The sequence below is a fragment of the Streptomyces glaucus genome (assembly GCF_039533365.1).
GTDB classification, from domain to species: domain Bacteria; phylum Actinomycetota; class Actinomycetes; order Streptomycetales; family Streptomycetaceae; genus Streptomyces; species Streptomyces glaucus.
On record NZ_BAAATK010000013.1, the window covers coordinates 121,092 to 137,330 of the forward strand.

Annotated in this window: 12 protein-coding genes; 6 read left to right on the plus strand and 6 right to left on the minus strand. The window is 73.6% G+C overall.

Annotated elements, in window-relative coordinates:
• Window positions 1-529 precede the first annotated feature (529 nt).
• Both ABD363_RS12780 and ABD363_RS12785 read left to right on the plus strand, forming a co-directional pair.
• On the plus strand, window positions 530-1,555 hold the full coding sequence (locus tag ABD363_RS12780) for an esterase/lipase family protein (RefSeq protein ID WP_344602695.1): 1,026 nt from the start codon (window positions 530-532) through the stop codon (window positions 1,553-1,555).
• Between the two features lie 324 nt (window positions 1,556-1,879).
• Window positions 1,880-3,442: a M23 family metallopeptidase gene (locus tag ABD363_RS12785; RefSeq protein WP_344602697.1), complete on the plus strand. Its 1,563-nt coding sequence runs from the start codon at window positions 1,880-1,882 to the stop codon at window positions 3,440-3,442.
• A gap of 59 nt (window positions 3,443-3,501) precedes the next feature.
• On the opposite strand, the gene pcrA is transcribed toward ABD363_RS12785, so the two are convergent.
• Complete coding sequence (gene pcrA, locus ABD363_RS12790) at window positions 3,502-5,952, minus strand: DNA helicase PcrA (RefSeq protein ID WP_344602699.1); 2,451 nt, start codon at window positions 5,950-5,952, stop codon at window positions 3,502-3,504.
• Window positions 5,953-6,520: 568 nt separating this feature from the next.
• Between pcrA and ABD363_RS12795 the strand changes: the two genes are divergently transcribed.
• Window positions 6,521-7,702 (plus strand): C40 family peptidase, encoded by a 1,182-nt coding sequence (locus ABD363_RS12795; RefSeq protein WP_344602701.1) that lies wholly within the window; start codon window positions 6,521-6,523, stop codon window positions 7,700-7,702.
• Window positions 7,703-7,805: 103 nt separating this feature from the next.
• Here ABD363_RS12795 and ABD363_RS12800 read toward each other — a convergent pair whose 3' ends face one another.
• Complete coding sequence (locus ABD363_RS12800; protein ID WP_344602703.1) at window positions 7,806-8,159, minus strand: hypothetical protein; 354 nt, start codon at window positions 8,157-8,159, stop codon at window positions 7,806-7,808.
• 487 nt (window positions 8,160-8,646) lie between these two features.
• On the opposite strand from ABD363_RS12800, the gene ABD363_RS12805 reads away from it, so the two are divergent.
• Complete coding sequence (locus tag ABD363_RS12805; RefSeq protein ID WP_344602705.1) at window positions 8,647-9,702, plus strand: C40 family peptidase; 1,056 nt, start codon at window positions 8,647-8,649, stop codon at window positions 9,700-9,702.
• Window positions 9,703-9,747: 45 nt separating this feature from the next.
• Here ABD363_RS12805 and ABD363_RS12810 read toward each other — a convergent pair whose 3' ends face one another.
• Together ABD363_RS12810 and ABD363_RS12815 are read right to left on the minus strand one after the other, a co-directional pair.
• Entirely contained in the window at window positions 9,748-10,494 is a 747-nt protein-coding gene (locus tag ABD363_RS12810) for a LuxR C-terminal-related transcriptional regulator (RefSeq protein WP_344602707.1), read from the minus strand.
• Window positions 10,491-11,780 carry an ATP-binding protein gene (locus tag ABD363_RS12815; RefSeq protein ID WP_344602708.1) on the minus strand — a complete coding sequence of 430 codons (1,290 nt, stop codon included), beginning with the start codon at window positions 11,778-11,780 and terminating at the stop codon, window positions 10,491-10,493. Before ABD363_RS12815 ends, ABD363_RS12810 begins: the two co-directional genes overlap by 4 nt.
• Window positions 11,781-11,959: 179 nt before the next feature.
• Here ABD363_RS12815 and ABD363_RS12820 point away from each other — a divergent pair, with 179 nt between their 5' ends.
• A complete protein-coding gene (locus tag ABD363_RS12820) occupies window positions 11,960-13,531 on the plus strand; it encodes a PspC domain-containing protein (protein ID WP_344602710.1) in 1,572 nt (523 codons plus the stop codon).
• Window positions 13,518-13,766 carry a hypothetical protein gene (locus ABD363_RS12825; RefSeq protein ID WP_344602712.1) on the plus strand — a complete coding sequence of 83 codons (249 nt, stop codon included), beginning with the start codon at window positions 13,518-13,520 and terminating at the stop codon, window positions 13,764-13,766. Before ABD363_RS12820 ends, ABD363_RS12825 begins: the two co-directional genes overlap by 14 nt.
• Window positions 13,767-13,779: 13 nt before the next feature.
• Here ABD363_RS12825 and ABD363_RS12830 read toward each other — a convergent pair whose 3' ends face one another.
• On the minus strand, window positions 13,780-14,298 hold the full coding sequence (locus ABD363_RS12830; RefSeq protein ID WP_344602714.1) for a DoxX family protein: 519 nt from the start codon (window positions 14,296-14,298) through the stop codon (window positions 13,780-13,782).
• Between the two features lie 294 nt (window positions 14,299-14,592).
• Window positions 14,593-15,873, minus strand: a complete 1,281-nt coding sequence (locus tag ABD363_RS12835; protein WP_344602716.1) for a hypothetical protein — start codon at window positions 15,871-15,873, stop codon at window positions 14,593-14,595.
• Window positions 15,874-16,239: the final 366 nt, after the last annotated feature.

Sequence of the window (16,239 nt, forward strand, 5' to 3'; positions counted from 1 at the left end):
GTCCACCGCACCGGATCGCCACCGCGGCGCGGTCGCCCCGCACCCGGCCGTACGGGGAGGATGCCCGGCCGTCCGGGGAAGTGAACGAACGTTATCGCCAGCATCCCGCAACCGGCAGTTTCGCGGTGCGGACCGAGGGGGAAATCACACGGTGGGACACGTTCGCCGCGCACCGTTCCGGATTCCCGCGGCTCCCGTGCCACACGTTCCTGCGGCACGGGACCACGGGGGAGTCGGGCGCGAGGAGAGCCGCAACGGGGTCGCCGCACCACCGCGCGGGAGGCCGCGCTCCGTGGTGATGCGGCACTTCGGCGAGGTCACAGGGCACGCAGGGCTGACAGGGCACGGCATCGGAGCGCCTCGCCGTCGCACCGGCGGGAACTCCTTCCCTCACCGGCGTCGCACATGACGCACGCACCGCTCAGTTCACGCGATTCTCAGACACATCGCCGAAATCCCGTGTCGCGACGCTCCAGGAGGGCACACGGGGACGGAGGCGTCCCGCCGCGTGCCGACAAGGAGGTCGGCCATGAAGGTCACCAGGGCAGCACTTCCGCTCATGCCGGTTCTTCCGCTCTGCCAGCGGCTCCTGCCGAGCAGGCTGACGGGACTCTCCCTGGCCCTCCTGAAGGCGACCGCCCTGGACCTCGCGATCCTCGCCGGGCACCTGCTGCTCTATCCCTCCGGTTTCACCCCGGAGCGCCGGGCGGTTCCCGTGATCCCCTCACTGGGCACGCCGGTCGCCCCCGTCACACCCGCCGTGAAGGAAACGGGGGTCGCAGAGGGAACAGCAGTCACGGAGAACGCAGGAGTCATAGAAGAGACGGCAGCCATATGGGGCACGCAGAGCACCGCGGCCCCGTCGGTCACGCCGGATCCGCCCAGCACCGCCCGCCTGCCCGCGCAGGCCAAGCCCCCGGTCGTCCTGATCCACGGCTTCATAGACAACCGCTCGGTCTTCGTCCTGCTGCGCCGCAGCCTCGCCCAGCACGGCAGGCAGCGGATCGAGTCCCTCAACTACTCGCCGTTGACCTGCGACATCCGCACCGCCGCCGAGCTGCTCGGCCGGCACATAGAGGAGATCTGCGAGCGCATGGGCAGCGACCGGGTCGACGTCGTGGGGCACAGCCTCGGCGGTCTGATCGCGCGGTACTACGTACAGCGACTCGGCGGTGACGCGCGGGTACGGGTCCTCGTGACCCTCGGCACCCCGCACGCCGGCACCCGGGTGCTGCCGCTGGCCAACGCGCACCCCATCGTGCGCCAGATGCGCCCCGGCTCGCCGGTGATCGAGGAGCTGGCCCGGCCCGCGCCCGGCTGCCGCACGCACTTCGTGAGCTTCTGGAGCGACCTGGACCGCGTGATGGACCCGCTGGAGACGGCCCGCCTCGACCACCCCGACCTCAGCGCGCAGAACGTGCGGGTGACGGGGATCGGCCATCTCGCCCTGCCCGTGCACCCGGCCGTCGCCGCGGGCGTGCGCCGGGCCCTCGACGACACGCCCGGGCCGGAAACCGAGTCCGCCGGCCACGCCGACGGCCTCACGGTCGCCTGACAGCCGCCCGGCGATCACCCGGCGGCCGGCCGGCGGAACGAGCGGGACAGCGCCCCGGCCACCTCGCGCGGCCGCCTCCGCGCCACCTCGCGCAGCCGCCTCCACGCCGCCTCGCTGCCGGAGCGTCGCCGGAACACCGGTGACCCCGGATCGAACAAACCTCGAACACAAGGCCAAACTCTCGTCCGCAGTTCGCCGAAACACGGCCGATTGCCCGTTTCCTGCGCGTGCGAAACCTGCGGAAGATTGTCGTGCCCGCGTACCGCCGGGTACAGTCGCCGCACTGCTCTGGCAGCCCCTGTTGTCGAGGCGAAAGAGAAGTTGGTGAACGACCGTCACCCGTCGGGGACCATGACCACCCCGGCCCCGGCTTCCGACGCCGCCCCGGCGCATCACGCGTCGTACGGCACCCAGGAGGCCCAGTACGGCGACACCACCTACGGCGGCTACGGCGCCACCGCTTTCGACACCGGCGGCCACGCCACGGGGACCTTCGAGGCGGATCCGCTCTTCGGCAGCCTCCCGGACCGGGACACCGGGGCGTACGACACCGGCCAGTGGTCCACCGGCGCCCACCAGGCCGTGGACCACGACGCGTACCCGGCCCATCACCACGCCGCCTACGACACCGGCGCCTACGACACGACCGCCTGGACGACCGGGCACCAGCCGCTCCCCGTCATCCCGCCGCAGGCCACGAGCCCCGACGCCACCGGCCAGTGGGACACCGGCGCCTGGCTCCCGCCCGACCAGTCCGGCAACCCGGCCGACCAGACCCAGCAATGGGAATGGGGCACCCAGGCCTTCGACACCGGCGCCTACGACGCCACGCAGTGGAACTCCGGCGGCACGGCCGACGGCACCACGCCGTCGGCCGACGAGTACCACCCCATAGGCGACTCCCCCGACCAGCACGCCACCGCCGTCCTCGACCAGGTCGAGCAGGGCGATCGGAGCCCCTACGGGGAGTCCGCCGCGTACGACGAACCGGACGCCGCCTACGGCGCGCAGGCCGCCTCGCACGACCGGCCGGCCCCGGACGACGACGAGGTGGCCGCCACCGGCGAACTGCCCGCCGTGCCCCCCCTCCTCGACGACCAGGAGGAGGTCACGCCCCCGGCTCCCTCCCGCACGGCTTCCCGGGGCAGCGGCCGTTCCCGCCGCCGTCCGCCCGCCAAGCGTTCCGCGCTGCTGACCGTCGCCGTGCCCTCGGCGTGCGTGATGGGCGTGGCGGGCATCGCCGCCGCCTCCGTGGGCGGCCTGACCGACGACAGCAAGGACACGTCGGCGGCCGCCTCGGACGCGCAGCCGGTGAAGCCGTCCACCGCCAACAGCAAACTGGACACCCAGCTGAAGAGCCTGTCCGCGGGCGTCGACGACTTCGCCGACCGGGCCAGCCGGACCCAGGAGCGCATCGACCTCGAGGCCGAGCAGGAGGCGGAGAGGAAGCGGGCGGCGGCGGAGGCGGCCCGCAAGGAGCGGCTGCGCCCGAAGTTCGCGCTGCCGGTCGCCCAGCACGGCCTGAGCGCCTACTTCGGCCAGTCCGGCATCAACTGGATGTCCATCCACACCGGCATCGACTTCCCCGTCTCCTACGGCACGACCGTGATGGCCGCGACCGACGGCGTCGTCCGCACGCAGTACAACACCGCGTACGGCAACATGATGATCGTGACCGCCAAGGACGGCACGGAGACGTGGTACTGCCACCTCTCCACCTACATCGTCCCCTCCGGCACCGCCGTGAAGGCCGGCCAGCCGATCGGGTACTCCGGCAACTCCGGCAACTCCACCGGCCCCCACCTGCACTTCGAGGTGCGGGCGGCGGGCGGCTCGACGATCGACCCGCTCGCGTGGCTGCGCAGCCACGGGCTGGACCCGACGTAACGTCCCGGCAGGCCCCCACCGCCCGGGCGGGGGCTCACCTCGCGGACCGGATCACGCAGTCACAGCTTCTCCACCGGCGCGTACCGCAGCAGCAGCCGCTTCGGCTTGGCGTCGCCGAAGTCGATCGTCGCCTCGGCGTTGGCGCCGGTGCCCTTCACCGCGACCACGGTGCCCAGCCCGAACTGGTCGTGGGTCACCCGGTCCCCGACCGCCAGCGCCACCGCCGGCTTCTCCGCGGCGCGGCGGGTGGCGAACCCGGACGCGCCCGACGCCGACGAGCGGGACCGGGACGACGACAGCGAGGCCGCCACCCCCGGGACCGGCCCGGAGGACGCGGGGGCGCCGGCCCCGGTCCGCCTCCAGTTCACGTACGCGGGCGGGATCTCCTCCAGGAACCGCGACGGCGGGTTGTACGACGGCTGCCCCCACGCGCTGCGCATGGTCGACCGGGTGAGATACAGCCGCTCCCGCGCACGCGTGATGCCGACGTACGCCAGGCGCCGCTCCTCCTCCAGCTCCTTGGTCTGGCCGAGGGCGCGCAGGTGCGGGAAGACGCCGTCCTCCATGCCGGTCAGGAAGACGACCGGGAACTCCAGGCCCTTGGCGGTGTGCAGGGTCATCAGTGTGATGACGCCGTCGCCCTCCTCGTCGGGGATCTCGTCGGAGTCCGCGACGAGGGCCACCTGCTCCAGGAACTCGGCGAGGGTGCCCGGGTCGTCCTCGCCGCGGGCCTGCTCGAACTCCAGGGCCACGGCGGCGAGTTCCTGCAGGTTCTCGATCCGCGTCTCGTCCTGCGGGTCGGTGGAGGCCTGCAGCTCGGCGAGGTAGCCGGTGCGCTCCAGCACCGCCTCCAGCACGGTCGCCGGTCCCGCGCCGGACTCGACGACCGTGCGCAGCTCCTCCATCAGCGCGTTGAACCGCTTGACCGCGTTCGCGGAGCGCGCGGCCATGCCGTACGCCTCGTCGACGCGCTTGAGCGCCTGCGGGAAGCTGATCCTCTCGCGCTGGGCGAGGGCGTCGATCATGGCTTCCGCGCGGTCGCCGATGCCCCGCTTGGGGACGTTGAGGATGCGCCGCAGGGGCACGGAGTCCTCCGGGTTGGCCAGCACCCGCAGGTAGGCCAGGACGTCCCGGACCTCCTTGCGCTCGTAGAAGCGGACGCCGCCGACGACCTTGTAGGGCAGCCCGACGCGGATGAAGACCTCTTCGAAGACCCGGGACTGGGCGTTGGTGCGGTAGAAGACGGCGACGTCGCCCGCCTTCGCCTCGCCCGCGTCGGTCAGGCGGTCTATCTCGTCGGCGACGAACTGCGCCTCGTCGTGCTCGGTGTCGGCGACGTACCCGGTGATCAGGGAGCCCGCGCCCGCGTTGGTCCACAGGTTCTTGGGGCGGCGGGACTCGTTGCGCTCGATGACCGCGTTGGCCGCGCTCAGGATCGTCTGGGTGGAGCGGTAGTTCTGCTCCAGCAGGATCGTCGTGGCGTCCGGGTAGTCCTCCTCGAACTGGAGGATGTTGCGGATGGTCGCGCCGCGGAAGGCGTAGATCGACTGGTCGGCGTCGCCCACCACGCACAGCTCGGCGGGGTCCTGGCCCTCGCCGGAGGGGCCCACCAGCTCGCGCACCAGGGCGTACTGGGCGTGGTTGGTGTCCTGGTACTCGTCGACCAGGACGTGGCGGAAGCGGCGGCGGTAGTGCTCGGCGACGTCCGGGAACGCGCGGAGCAGGTTGACCGTCGTCATGATCAGGTCGTCGAAGTCGAGGGCGTTGGCCTCGCGCAGCCGCGACTGGTACAGGGCGTAGGCCTGGGCGAGGGTCTTCTCGAAGCCGTCGGCGGCCTGCGCGGCGAAGTCCTCCTCGTCGATCAGCTCGTTCTTCAGGTTGCTGATCTTGGCGCTGAAGGACTTCGGCGGGAACCGCTTGGGGTCGAGGTCCAGGTCGCGGCAGACCAGGGCCATCAGACGCTTGGAGTCGGCGGCGTCGTAGATCGAGAACGAGGAGGTGAAGCCGAGCTTCTTGGACTCGCGCCGCAGGATCCGCACGCAGGCGCTGTGGAAGGTCATCACCCACATCGCGTGCGCGCGCGGGCCGACGAGCTGCTCGACCCGCTCCTTCATCTCGCCGGCGGCCTTGTTGGTGAAGGTGATCGCGAGGATCTGGCCCGGGTGGACGCCCCGCTCAGCCAGCAGGTGGGCGATGCGGTGGGTGAGCACGCGGGTCTTGCCGGAGCCGGCGCCGGCCACGATGAGCAGCGGGGAGCCGGCGTGCACGACGGCGGCGCGCTGGTTGTCGTTCAGCCCCTCCAGGAGCGCGGCGGGGTCCACCACCGGGCGCGGGGCGCCGTCCCGGTAGTAGGCGTCCCGGTCCGGCGGCGCGTCGAACTTCCCGCCGAACAGATCGTCCGGAATCGGCTCCGGTACGTGATCGTCCTCGGGCGGCGGCGGGGGCTCCTCCGCAGGGCCGGGGGAGGCCTGGAGGTCCGCCAGGAAGCTGTCGTCAAAGAGGCTGCTCATCGCTCTCCGAGTCTAGGGCTCCCCACCGACAGCCCGCTGCCCGCCCGGGAACATCCCCGCGGAACGGGCCCCGCCGGGCCGCGTCCGCGCGGGTCCGGCCGGCTCGGAGCCCGCCCGGACGCCCGGAGTCCGGCCACGTTCCGCAAGCGCGGCCGCACCGGCCGCGACCGCCGCCGCCCGGCACGGCGCGCGGACGCACGTCCCGTACGGGAGCCGCCGCCCGGTCCGTGCCTCACGGACCGCGCCCGGCGGCTCACCCTGCGCGGCCCCCGGGCGAAGGTCACGAAAATGTATCGGGCATATCGTCCGCCGACCTTCACAGCGGCCACACGGGTTGGCTACCGTGCGGGCGGGCCGTACGACCCCCACCGGCGAACGTCGCCGGGTCGCGCGGCCTCCGCCGAGTCCGGCGCGCCCGCACGGCGGCCGAGCCGGGGACCCGACCGAGAACCCGGGGTGAACCGGCCCGCTCCGCCCCGCGGGGCGGGGCCGTGGGGCAGCCTGCCGGACCACCCGCCCGAACCCGGCAGCCGGCCCGGCAGGCGGAGCACGGAAGGAGTCGCCGCCCTTGGCGTCGCACCGCAAACCGCGCACCACGGGTACGCGCGCAGCAGGCATACGGACCCCCGCCCTCGCCACGGCGGCCCTCACCTCCGTGGCCCTGCTCTCCCAGACGGCCAACGCCGCCCCCTCGGACGACAGGCCGAGTCTCCAAGAGGTCGAGAAGAAGGTCGACGACCTGTACCGCCAGGCGGAGTCGGCGACCGACAAGTACAACGCGGCCAAGGAGAGGACCGCCGAGCAGCGCAAGCGCGTCGACGCCCTCCTCGACGACGTCGCCCGGCGCACCCAGAACCTCAACGAGGCACGCGAGGAGCTGGGCTCCTACGCCGCCGCCCAGTACCGCACCGGCGCCTCCGTCCCGGACACCGCGACCTTCCTGCTCGCGGACTCCCCGCAGGACTACTTCGACCAGAAGCAGCTGATGAGCCGGCTCACCGGCCGGCAGAAGGAAGCGGTCGACGACTACTTCACGCAGCAGTCGGAGACGATGCGGAAGCGTCAGGAAGCCACCGACAGCCTCGAGACGCTCACCGACGCGCAGAACGACCTGAAGACGGCCAAGGCCACCGTCCAGAAGAAGCTCGCCGACGCGCGTGACCTGCTGTCGGAGCTGACCGCCGAGGAGAAGGCGCGGCTCGCGGCGATCGAGAGGCGCAAGCAGGAGGAGGCCACCCGCAAGGCCGCGGAACTCGCCGAGCGGCAGGCCCGGGAGCGGCAGCGGCAGGAGGCCGCCCGGCGGCAGGAGAGCGCCTCGTCGGACTCCGGGTCGAGCGCGTCGTCGCCCTCGTCGTCCTCCCCGGCGCCGTCGGCGTCGGACTCCTCCTACGGCACGAAGGCCGGGAAGGCGCTCGCCTTCGCCCGCGCCCAGATCGGCAAGCCGTACGTCTGGGGCGCCACCGGCCCCGGGTCCTACGACTGCTCCGGTCTCACCCAGGCCGCCTGGAAGGCCGCCGGGGTCACCCTGCCCCGCACCACCTACGACCAGGTGAACGCGGGCACGACGGTCCCCCTTTCCCAGGCCCGCCCCGGTGACCTGGTGTTCTTCTACGACGACGTCACCCATGTCGGCCTCTACATCGGCGACGGCATGATGATCCACGCCCCGAAGCCCGGCGCGTACGTCCGAAAGGAGTCGGTCTACTACGACGGCGAGTCGTCGATCCACAGCGTGGTACGGCCGGCCTGACGGGCGGGGCCGCCCCGGAACCCGTCCCGCGCGTGCGCGGCACACGCCGCGCACGCGCCCGGCCCGGGCCCGTGGCCCCGGGGCCGGGCGGCTCCGGACGGGCTCAGGTCCAGAGCACCGCGATGAAGACGTTCACGGTGGTGAGGAGTCCCACCAGGCCGAAGAGGCCCTTGTCCACCTTCTCCTCGTCCCGCTTCACGTAGACGAGGCCGAGGATCACGATCAACAGCGCCAGCTTCACGCCGATCTTGATGTTGTCGACGGACTGGTCGTCGGCCTGGTTGAGGCCGACCAGGATCACTCCGGTGACCAGCATCGTCAGCGCACCGTGCAGCATCGCCGGGCCGAAGCGGGCGGTGCCCTCGCCCATCGCCTTCATCTGGGTCAGGAAACCGCCCAGGAGCGCCGCGATGCCGATGATGTGCAGACCGACGAAGAGGTGGATGAGTACGTCCATGGGGCCGGAGCCTAGCCAGGGGCCCCCGGGCCGCCCGACACCGGCCCGCTCCGTCCCCGCCCCGGCGGGGCCCGCCCCGGCGGGGCCCGCCCCGGCGGGGTCCGCCCCGGCGGGGTCCGCCCGTACGCACCTCACGGCGCCCGCTGGTGTCCCCCACCCCGTCCGACACACCGATCATCACACTGGGTAAACAACGCGAACACAGAGAGCGAGGGCGGGCGCATACGATCAACTGCCGGTCCGCTCCCGACAGTTCCGTACATCCCGTCACCGGGCCCGTCCGGCCAGGCTTAGCGTCCTCCAGCAGGTGACCGGCTCCCCACCGCCGCCCCGCCCGGGGCGGCAGCCGGCGCCGCCGCCGAGGAGGTCCGGCGGCGGTCCGCTCCCCCGTGCGGACCGCCGCCGGACGCGCGACCCGGTCGTCCGCCCGGTCCCCGGGCGGCCGCGGCACGGGCTTGGCGGCCGTACGAAAGGACGTGGAACCCCGGTGGCAGCGCACCGCAAGCCCCGACAACGCCTCCTGGGCGGCGGCAGAGTCCGCACGGCCGCCACCGTCGCCCTCGCCGGCGCGGCGGCCGCGACGGTCCTCGACGGGACCGGACACGCCGAGCCCCGGCCGACGCCGGAGCAGGTCAGGGCCAAGGTGGGCGAGCTGTACCAGGAGGCGGAGGCCGCCACCGAGAAGTACAACGGCGCCAAGGAGCAGGCGGAGGCGGCCGAGCAGCGGCTGGAGAGCCTGCAGGACCGGGCGGCCCGCAAGGAGGACCGGCTCTACTCGGCCCGCCAGGCGCTGGGTTCGGCCGCGGCGGCGCAGTACCGCAGCGGCGGACTCGACCCCGCACTGCACCTCGCGCTCTCCGCGGATCCCGACCGGTACCTGGAAGGGGCGGAGTTCGTCGAGCGGGCGGGCAGCCGGCAGGCCGCGGCCGTCGCCCGCGTCCGCGAACAGCTCCGGGAGATCGAGCAGTTGCGCGGGGCGGCGCGCATCGAGCTGGCCGCCCTGAAGTCGCGGCAGGCGGAGCTGAAGCGGCACCGCGCCACGGTCACCGGCAAGCTGGGCACGGCCCGCCGTCTGCTGTCCCGGCTGACGCCGGAGGAACGCGCACCGCTCGCCGGCGGCACCGGCCACGCGACGCGCACCTCGCCGGACGTACGGGAGGCCCCGGCCGCACCCGGTCCCGTGCGGGCGCCCAACTCCCGTGCCGCGGCCGCCGTCTCGTACGCCTACCGGAAGCTCGGCAGTCCCTACGTCTGGGGCGCCACCGGTCCGGACGCCTTCGACTGCTCGGGACTCGTCCAGGCCGCGTACCGCTCCGCGGGCGTCTCCCTCCCCCGCACGAGCTACGCGCAGATCGGCGCGGGCCGCCGTGTCTCCCGCTCCCAGCTCCTCCCCGGCGATCTGGTCTTCTTCTATTCCGGTGTCAGCCACGTGGGCCTGTACGTCGGCAACGGCCGGATGATCCACGCCCCCCGCCCGTCGGCGCCGGTGCGGGTGGCCCCGATCAGCGAGATGCCGTTCGCGGGGGCCACGCGGGTGGTGTGAGGAACGAGGGCGGCGTCCCGCGGCGAGGAGCGCCGCCCTCCCGGCTCACACCAGGCGCCGAGCCGTCGCCCACCGGGTCAGCTCGTGCCGGTTGGACAGCTGGAGCTTGCGCAGCACCGCCGAGACGTGGGACTCGACCGTCTTCACGGAGATGAACAGCTGCTTGGCTATCTCCTTGTAGGCGTAGCCGCGGGCGATGAGGCGGAGGACCTCGCGCTCGCGCTGGGTGAGGCGGTCGAGGTCCTCGTCGACGGGCGGGGCGTCGGTGGAGGCGAAGGCGTCGAGGACGAAGCCGGCCAGGCGGGGCGAGAAGACCGCGTCGCCCTCCTGCACGCGGAAGATCGAATCGATCAGGTCCGCGCCCGTGATCGTCTTGGTGACGTAGCCGCGGGCGCCGCCGCGGATGACGCCGATCACGTCCTCCGCCGCGTCCGACACGGACAGGGCGAGGAAGCGGACGGGCCGCTCGGTGTCGGCCGTCAGCGCGGCGCAGCGGCGCAGCACTTCGACGCCGCCGCCGCCCGGCAGGTGCACGTCCAGCAGGACCACCTCGGGCCGGGTCGCGGTGATGACCGCCACCGCCTGGTCGACGTCGGCGGCCTCCCCGACGACCTCGACACCGGTCTGCTCGGTCTGTCCGATCTCGGCCTGCACGCCCGTACGGAACATGCGGTGGTCGTCGACGAGGACCACGCGCACCTGGCGCCGGCCCGCGCCGCTCCCGGCCGGCGCCGCGGACTCGGCCGCCCCCGCCGTCCCCGCCCTGCCGTTCGTCTCGGTCGGGTCGCTCATGACGTCTCCGCCCTCTCCATCTCCAGCTCGACCTCCGTGCCGCCGCCGGGCACCGCGCGCAGCCGCGCCGTACCGCCGTTGCGTTCCATGCGGCCGACGATCGATTGCCTGACTCCCATCCGATCGGCGGGTATCGAGTCGAGGTCGAAGCCGGGGCCGCGGTCCCGGACGGACACGAAGACCTTCCTTCCCTCGGCCTCGGCGTAGACCTGCACGGCGCCGCCCTCGCCACCGTACTTGGCGGCGTTCACCATCGCTTCGCGCGCGGCCTGCATCTGTGCGCCGATCCTCTCGTCGAGCGGGCAGTCGCCGACGACGACCACCTCCATCGGGACGCCGTGCTTGTCCTCGACCTCGGCGGCGTTGCGCCGCACGGCCTCGGCGAGGGTGGTGGGCTCCTCGGCCTCGTCCTTTCCGTTGCCCTCCGGTTTGTACAGCCAGGTGCGCAGGTCGCGTTCCTGGGCGCGGGCGAGACGGCGCACCTCGTTCGGGTTCTCCGCGTTGCGCTGGATCAGGGTCAGGGTGTGCAGCACCGAGTCGTGGACGTGGGCGGCGACCTCCGCGCGCTCCTGGGCGCGGATGCGCATCAGGCGCTCCTCGGACAGGTCCTGCGTCATCCGCACGAGGTAGGGGCCGGCGAGGAGCGTTATGCCGACGAGGACCGCGAGGGCGGCCTGCAGGACGGAGCCGAGGTGGGCGGCGGAGCCCTGCAGGACGAAGATGCCGGTGACGCCGGCGGTCACCAGCAGCACGCCGGCCACGGTGCGCAGCAGCGTGACCGTGCGCCGGCGGCTGCCGACCTCGACCCAGCGGGCCCGGCGGGCGTTGTCCGCCTGCCGCCAGACCAGGGCGACGCCCGCGCCGACGAGCACGGCCGGCCACAGGTAGGCCTGGGCGCCGGTGCCGAGGTCGACGTTGCCCACGAAGACCATGGCCACGACGACCATGAGGAGCAGGGCGACGATCTGCCCCTTGTCGGGTTTGCGGGCGACGAGTCTGCGGCGGCCGTCCGGCGGGGTCCCGGCGGCGACCAGGGACGGCGCCCGCTGCGCGTCGACGCCGCCGACGCCGAGCGGCACGAAGAACCAGAACGCGGCGTACAGCAGCGCGCCGAGGCCGTCGGCCATGAACAGGCCGACGAACACGAGCCGTACCCAGACGACGGGCAGCCCGAGATGCCCGGCGAGCCCCCGCGCCACGCCCCCGAGCCAGCGTCCGTCACTGCTGCGGTAGAGCTTGCGCGGCGGCCGCGGTTCGACGAGTGGCGCTGCTGCGGCTTCCGGCATGCCAACGATGGTCACACGGCGGGAGGGTCCGGGCATCAGGGTCGTCCCCCGAGACTCCCCTGATCTTCGGCGGGCCGCTCCGTCGAACGCTTCCCCGGTCCCGGATCAGGGGAGATTTCAGGGTCCGGCCAGGGTCGCGGCGGCTGCCGCCGCGGCGGCCCGCCCGTCACCATGGACACATGACAGATCACGAGCACGCCGCGACGGGTCCGGGACCCGGCTCCGGCCCGCGCCCCGCACCGGGCGCCGGGCCGCAGGATGCCGCGCCCGCCGCGGATGCGCGGCCCGGCGCCGGCGCCTCGTCCGGCCCGGGCCGCGGCTCCCGCGCGCACGGGCACACGGGCGCACGAGGGGAAGGGGAGGCGCCGCCGGGGAACGGCCAGGCCCCGCAGGGCGGTACGCGGACGGGCGCCGCGGAGCACGCCGGAGGCGCGGCCCCTCCGCCCCCCGGCCCGTCGCCCGACGGAACCGTCGGCGCCCCCGGCCCTCCCCCCGGGTTCCGCCGCGATCACCGGTACAAGATGCTGGCGGGAGTCTGCGCCGGACTCGGACGGCAGTGCGACATGGACCCGGTGATCTTCCGGATCACCCTCGCGGTGCTCTCCGCGACCGGCGGCGTCGGCCTCATCTTCTACGGCTTCGCCTGGCTCCTCGTCCCGTACGACGACGAGGACGAGAACGAGGTGCGCAAGCTCCTGACCGGCCGCGTCGACGGCCAAGCCCTCGCCGCCGTGCTGTTCGCGCTGGTGGGGTGCGGGGTGTTCCTGACGATGCTGAACAACGGCGGAGTACTGACCTTCGCCGTCGTCCTGTCTCTGCTGCTCGCGGGCGCCGGTTACTGGTCGCGGCACCGCGGCGCGCCCGGCCCCGACCCGCTCGCCGCCCAGGCCGTCGCCGACGCCCCGCCGGAGCCCCAGGCGCCCCCGGTCGCCGCCGCCCCCTCCTGGTGGCGCGATCCCATCGTCAAGGACGGCACGCACGTCGGCGGCACGGGATATCTGTGGGGCCCCCTCGACTCCCGCGACCGGGACGTCTCGGCCGCCGTCACCATCGGCCTCGGCGCGTACGGCAGCGGCGAGGGCCTCCGCGCCCGGTGGTCCCGGCCGCCGAGGCCGCGCGGCCCGCGCTGGATCGGCGGCTGGGTGTTCCTGCTCGCCCTGCTCGCCGGCGCCCTCGGCACCCGTCTGACCTGGCAGGAGCGTCCGCTCGGCATCAGCCTGCAGACCGGCCTGTCCTGCGCGCTCGTCGTCTTCGGCCTGGGCATAGCGGTCAGCGCGTTCCTGGGGCGCACGGGTGCCGGGTCGGTGTTCCTGGCGGTTGTCACGGCGGCCCTGCTCGCCGGCTCGGCCGTCCTGCCCGAGGACATCGGCACACAGTGGACGCGCACGACCTGGAAGCCGGCCGCGGCGGCGAGCGTACGGCCCGCGTACGACCTCGGCACCGGCGCCGGCACGCTGGACCTGTCCCGGCTGCGGCTGGCCGAGGGGCAGACGGTGAGCACACGGGCGGACGTGGGGATGGGCCGCATACGGGTCGTCGTCCCGCCGGAGGTGACCGTGCGGCTCAGCGTCGACGTGGGCATGGGCGACATCCAGTTGCCGGGCGACGACGAGAGGGACGTGGACGTGGCTCCGGGCAAGCACGAGGAGGTGACCCTGTCGCCGTCGGCCGGCGTCAGGAGCACCGGCACGGTCGACCTCGATCTCCAGGTCGGTGTGGGACAGGCGGAGGTGCGCCGTGCTGCGTCATGAGTTCCAGCCCGGAAGGCTGGTCGCCGGCGCTTTCCTGACCCTGGCCGGCGTCATCTACGCCGGTGACGCGGGTGGCGCCTGGGAGACGCCCTGGTTCGTGGTGATACCCGTCGTCACGGGCGGGCTCTGTCTGGCAGCCGTGACCGGACTGCTGGCGCGGGGCGTGCACCGGCGCCGCAGGACGGCCGGCCGGGCCGCCGGCCGGCCCGAAGCCGACGCCGACGCGCCGACCTGACGACCCGGCCGGCCTACCGGTGCCCTCCGGCCCGCTGCCGCCGTCGCGCCCGCAGCGCGGCATCCAGGGAGAGCAGGGGCGCGCCCGCGAGGACGAGGGGCAGCCAGGCCATCAGGTAGGCGAGGTCGTTGCCGTAGTAGTACGGGTCGGAGGCCCAGCTCACGGTCAGCCACAGGCTGAGCGAGATCAACGCACCGCCGAGTGCCGCCAGGCGGGTGAACAGACCGAGCAGGGTGCCGATGCCGACGGCCAGTTCACCGAGGGCGATGGCGTAGCCGAAACCGACGGGGTTTTCCAGGGCCAGGTCGACCAGGGCCGGAAGGGCGGAGGAGTCACGGACGGTGCGCATCATGTCGCCGATGGACCCGGCGCCGGCCTCCGCCAGGAAGGCGCTGTCGGTGAGCTTGTCCAGGCCGGCGTAGAGGAAAGTGACGCCCAGAAAGACACGCAGCGGAAGGAGGGCGTAACGGGTGGCGGTGTCCCGCCGGTCCCGGTCGCCGCCGAGAGGGGACGTGCGCGTGTCCGTACGCATACCGTGAGTCAACGCCGTCAGCCACCTCTCGCCCCACGTACCGAACCCTCCATCAGACGATACGTACACCAAGGTCAGCCCGCTCATTCCAGAACCGGCCGCCCTTCATCGGCCGCGGCCCGGCAATGGCCGGAACGACTTCCTCGTCAACGGGCCGAAGGACGGCCCGGGGGACGGGCCGCGCCCGGAGGGCCGACCACGTTCCACACCGCAGCCGCACCCGCCCCGGCACGTCACGCGTCCCCCACCCACCACCGGACACACGCGGCCACCCGCCGGTGGCCCCCGCGCCCGTCACTCGGTCACGTCGATCACGTACTTGTTCGTCTCCGCCCCCGCCGCGGTGACCACCTGCACCTCCACCCGTCCCGGCTCCACATCCGCCGGCACCGGCACGGTCAGCAACGCGTCCGTCGGGTTGCTGAACCCTCCGGTCACCGGCACCAACGGCACATGGACGTGCACCGCGCCGATACGGACGACCATCCGCGACAACCGGTCCGCCCGCTGCGCCCCCGGCGGCACGAACCCGGCCCCCCGGATCTCGATGTCGTCCCCGGTACGGATCGGTGCGTCCAGGTCACCGGCCTCCCGCGCCCGCACCACGGAGAGGATCACCGGACGGCCCCCCTCCGCGTACTTCCCGGCCAGGTACGTCATCGCGGACACCAGCACCACCACCGCCAGTCCCCACGGCAGATCCGGCAACTGGTCCGGTCGCCGGGCCAGCCGCACCGCGGCGAACACCAGCGCCACCGCGCTGATCACGACGTACTGGATGTCGGCGAAGGCGCCCCGCCCCGCGTCGTCCGTGAGCAGGTCCGCGGCCCGCGGCCGGTCCGCCCGTACCTTCTGCAGCCGTTGCCCGAGCACCCGCACCCCGACCACCCGCCGCACCAGCACGGCGATCCCGCACACCACGGCGAGCACGGTCACCACACCGGCGCCCCGGGCGAGTTCGAGCCCGGAGATCAGCGCGTCGCGCGCACCGTGCCGTGAGGCCACCGCCAGCTGCCCGACCAGTACCAGCACCGCATAGGCGACGAACAGCACCCACGCCCCGGCCACGGCACGCGACGTGGACAGACGGTTGTCCTCGCCGATGACGGGCGCCAGCGCGCCACCCCGCGCCCGGTGGAACCACGACGCCGCCGTCAGCGCCCCGGCCACCACCAGCGCCGCCAGCAGCCCGGCGGTGCGCGCGGCGGACCAGCCCGCGCCGATCGCGGTGAGCGCCTGGGCCAGGAGCAGCACCACCACCGCCGCCCACACCGCGCACGCCGTACGCCGCCACAGGCCCGCCAGCCATGCCCGGCCCTCGGCGCGACCTCGTTCGGCGACGAGTTCCGCGGCCTGTGTCAGCTCCTCGGAGATCCACTGGCGGGAGGCCGAGGCCGAATGGGCCACGGCGGCCGGCAGGCCGTGCCCGGCGGCGAACTCGTCGCGCTTCGACAGGAACGCGGCAACCGCCCGCCGGTGTCCCTCACGTGCCCCGTGCGGGCAGTCCCCGCAGGCACAGCCGCCCCCGTGCGCGGCCGCGTCCGCGCCGCCCTCTCTCGCCTCCCGCACCGCCACGCCCGACGCCCGCCCTTTCCCACGAACCCGAACCGTACGTATCCATCCCGGCATCGCAACCGTCCGGCACCGGCACCGGCACCGGCACCGATCCACGCCGACACCAACACCAGCACCAGCACCAGCACCAGCACCAGCACCAGCGACACCGTCGCCGTCGCCGTCGACGACCGCCGGTCGCCGGTCGCCGGCATGACACCGCATCGCGGTGTCCGTCCGGTGCCGTCCGGCGTCCGAACCGGCACCCGTCCCGGTGCCGTCCTCGCACGCCCGACGGCCTCTCGGATCCTGCCCGGGTCCCGGCCGCCCCCGCACGGGAACAACTTCCTTGCGACGTCAGCGAATTGTGCCCTACGCCACCCCTCC

What these genes read in the sequence shown, in the direction of transcription:
- ABD363_RS12815 (WP_344602708.1), bottom strand. Translation starts at nt 11,780, where the DNA reads ATGCCGGAAGCCGCAGCAGCGCCACTCGTCGAACCGCGGCCGCCGCGC.
- ABD363_RS12810 (WP_344602707.1), bottom strand. Translation starts at nt 10,494, where the DNA reads ATGAGCGACCCGACCGAGACGAACGGCAGGGCGGGGACGGCGGGGGCG.
- ABD363_RS12780 (WP_344602695.1), top strand. Translation starts at nt 530, where the DNA reads ATGAAGGTCACCAGGGCAGCACTTCCGCTCATGCCGGTTCTTCCGCTC.
- ABD363_RS12830 (WP_344602714.1), bottom strand. Translation starts at nt 14,298, where the DNA reads ATGCGTACGGACACGCGCACGTCCCCTCTCGGCGGCGACCGGGACCGG.
- ABD363_RS12800 (WP_344602703.1), bottom strand. Translation starts at nt 8,159, where the DNA reads ATGGACGTACTCATCCACCTCTTCGTCGGTCTGCACATCATCGGCATC.
- pcrA (WP_344602699.1), bottom strand. Translation starts at nt 5,952, where the DNA reads ATGAGCAGCCTCTTTGACGACAGCTTCCTGGCGGACCTCCAGGCCTCC.
- ABD363_RS12820 (WP_344602710.1), top strand. Translation starts at nt 11,960, where the DNA reads ATGACAGATCACGAGCACGCCGCGACGGGTCCGGGACCCGGCTCCGGC.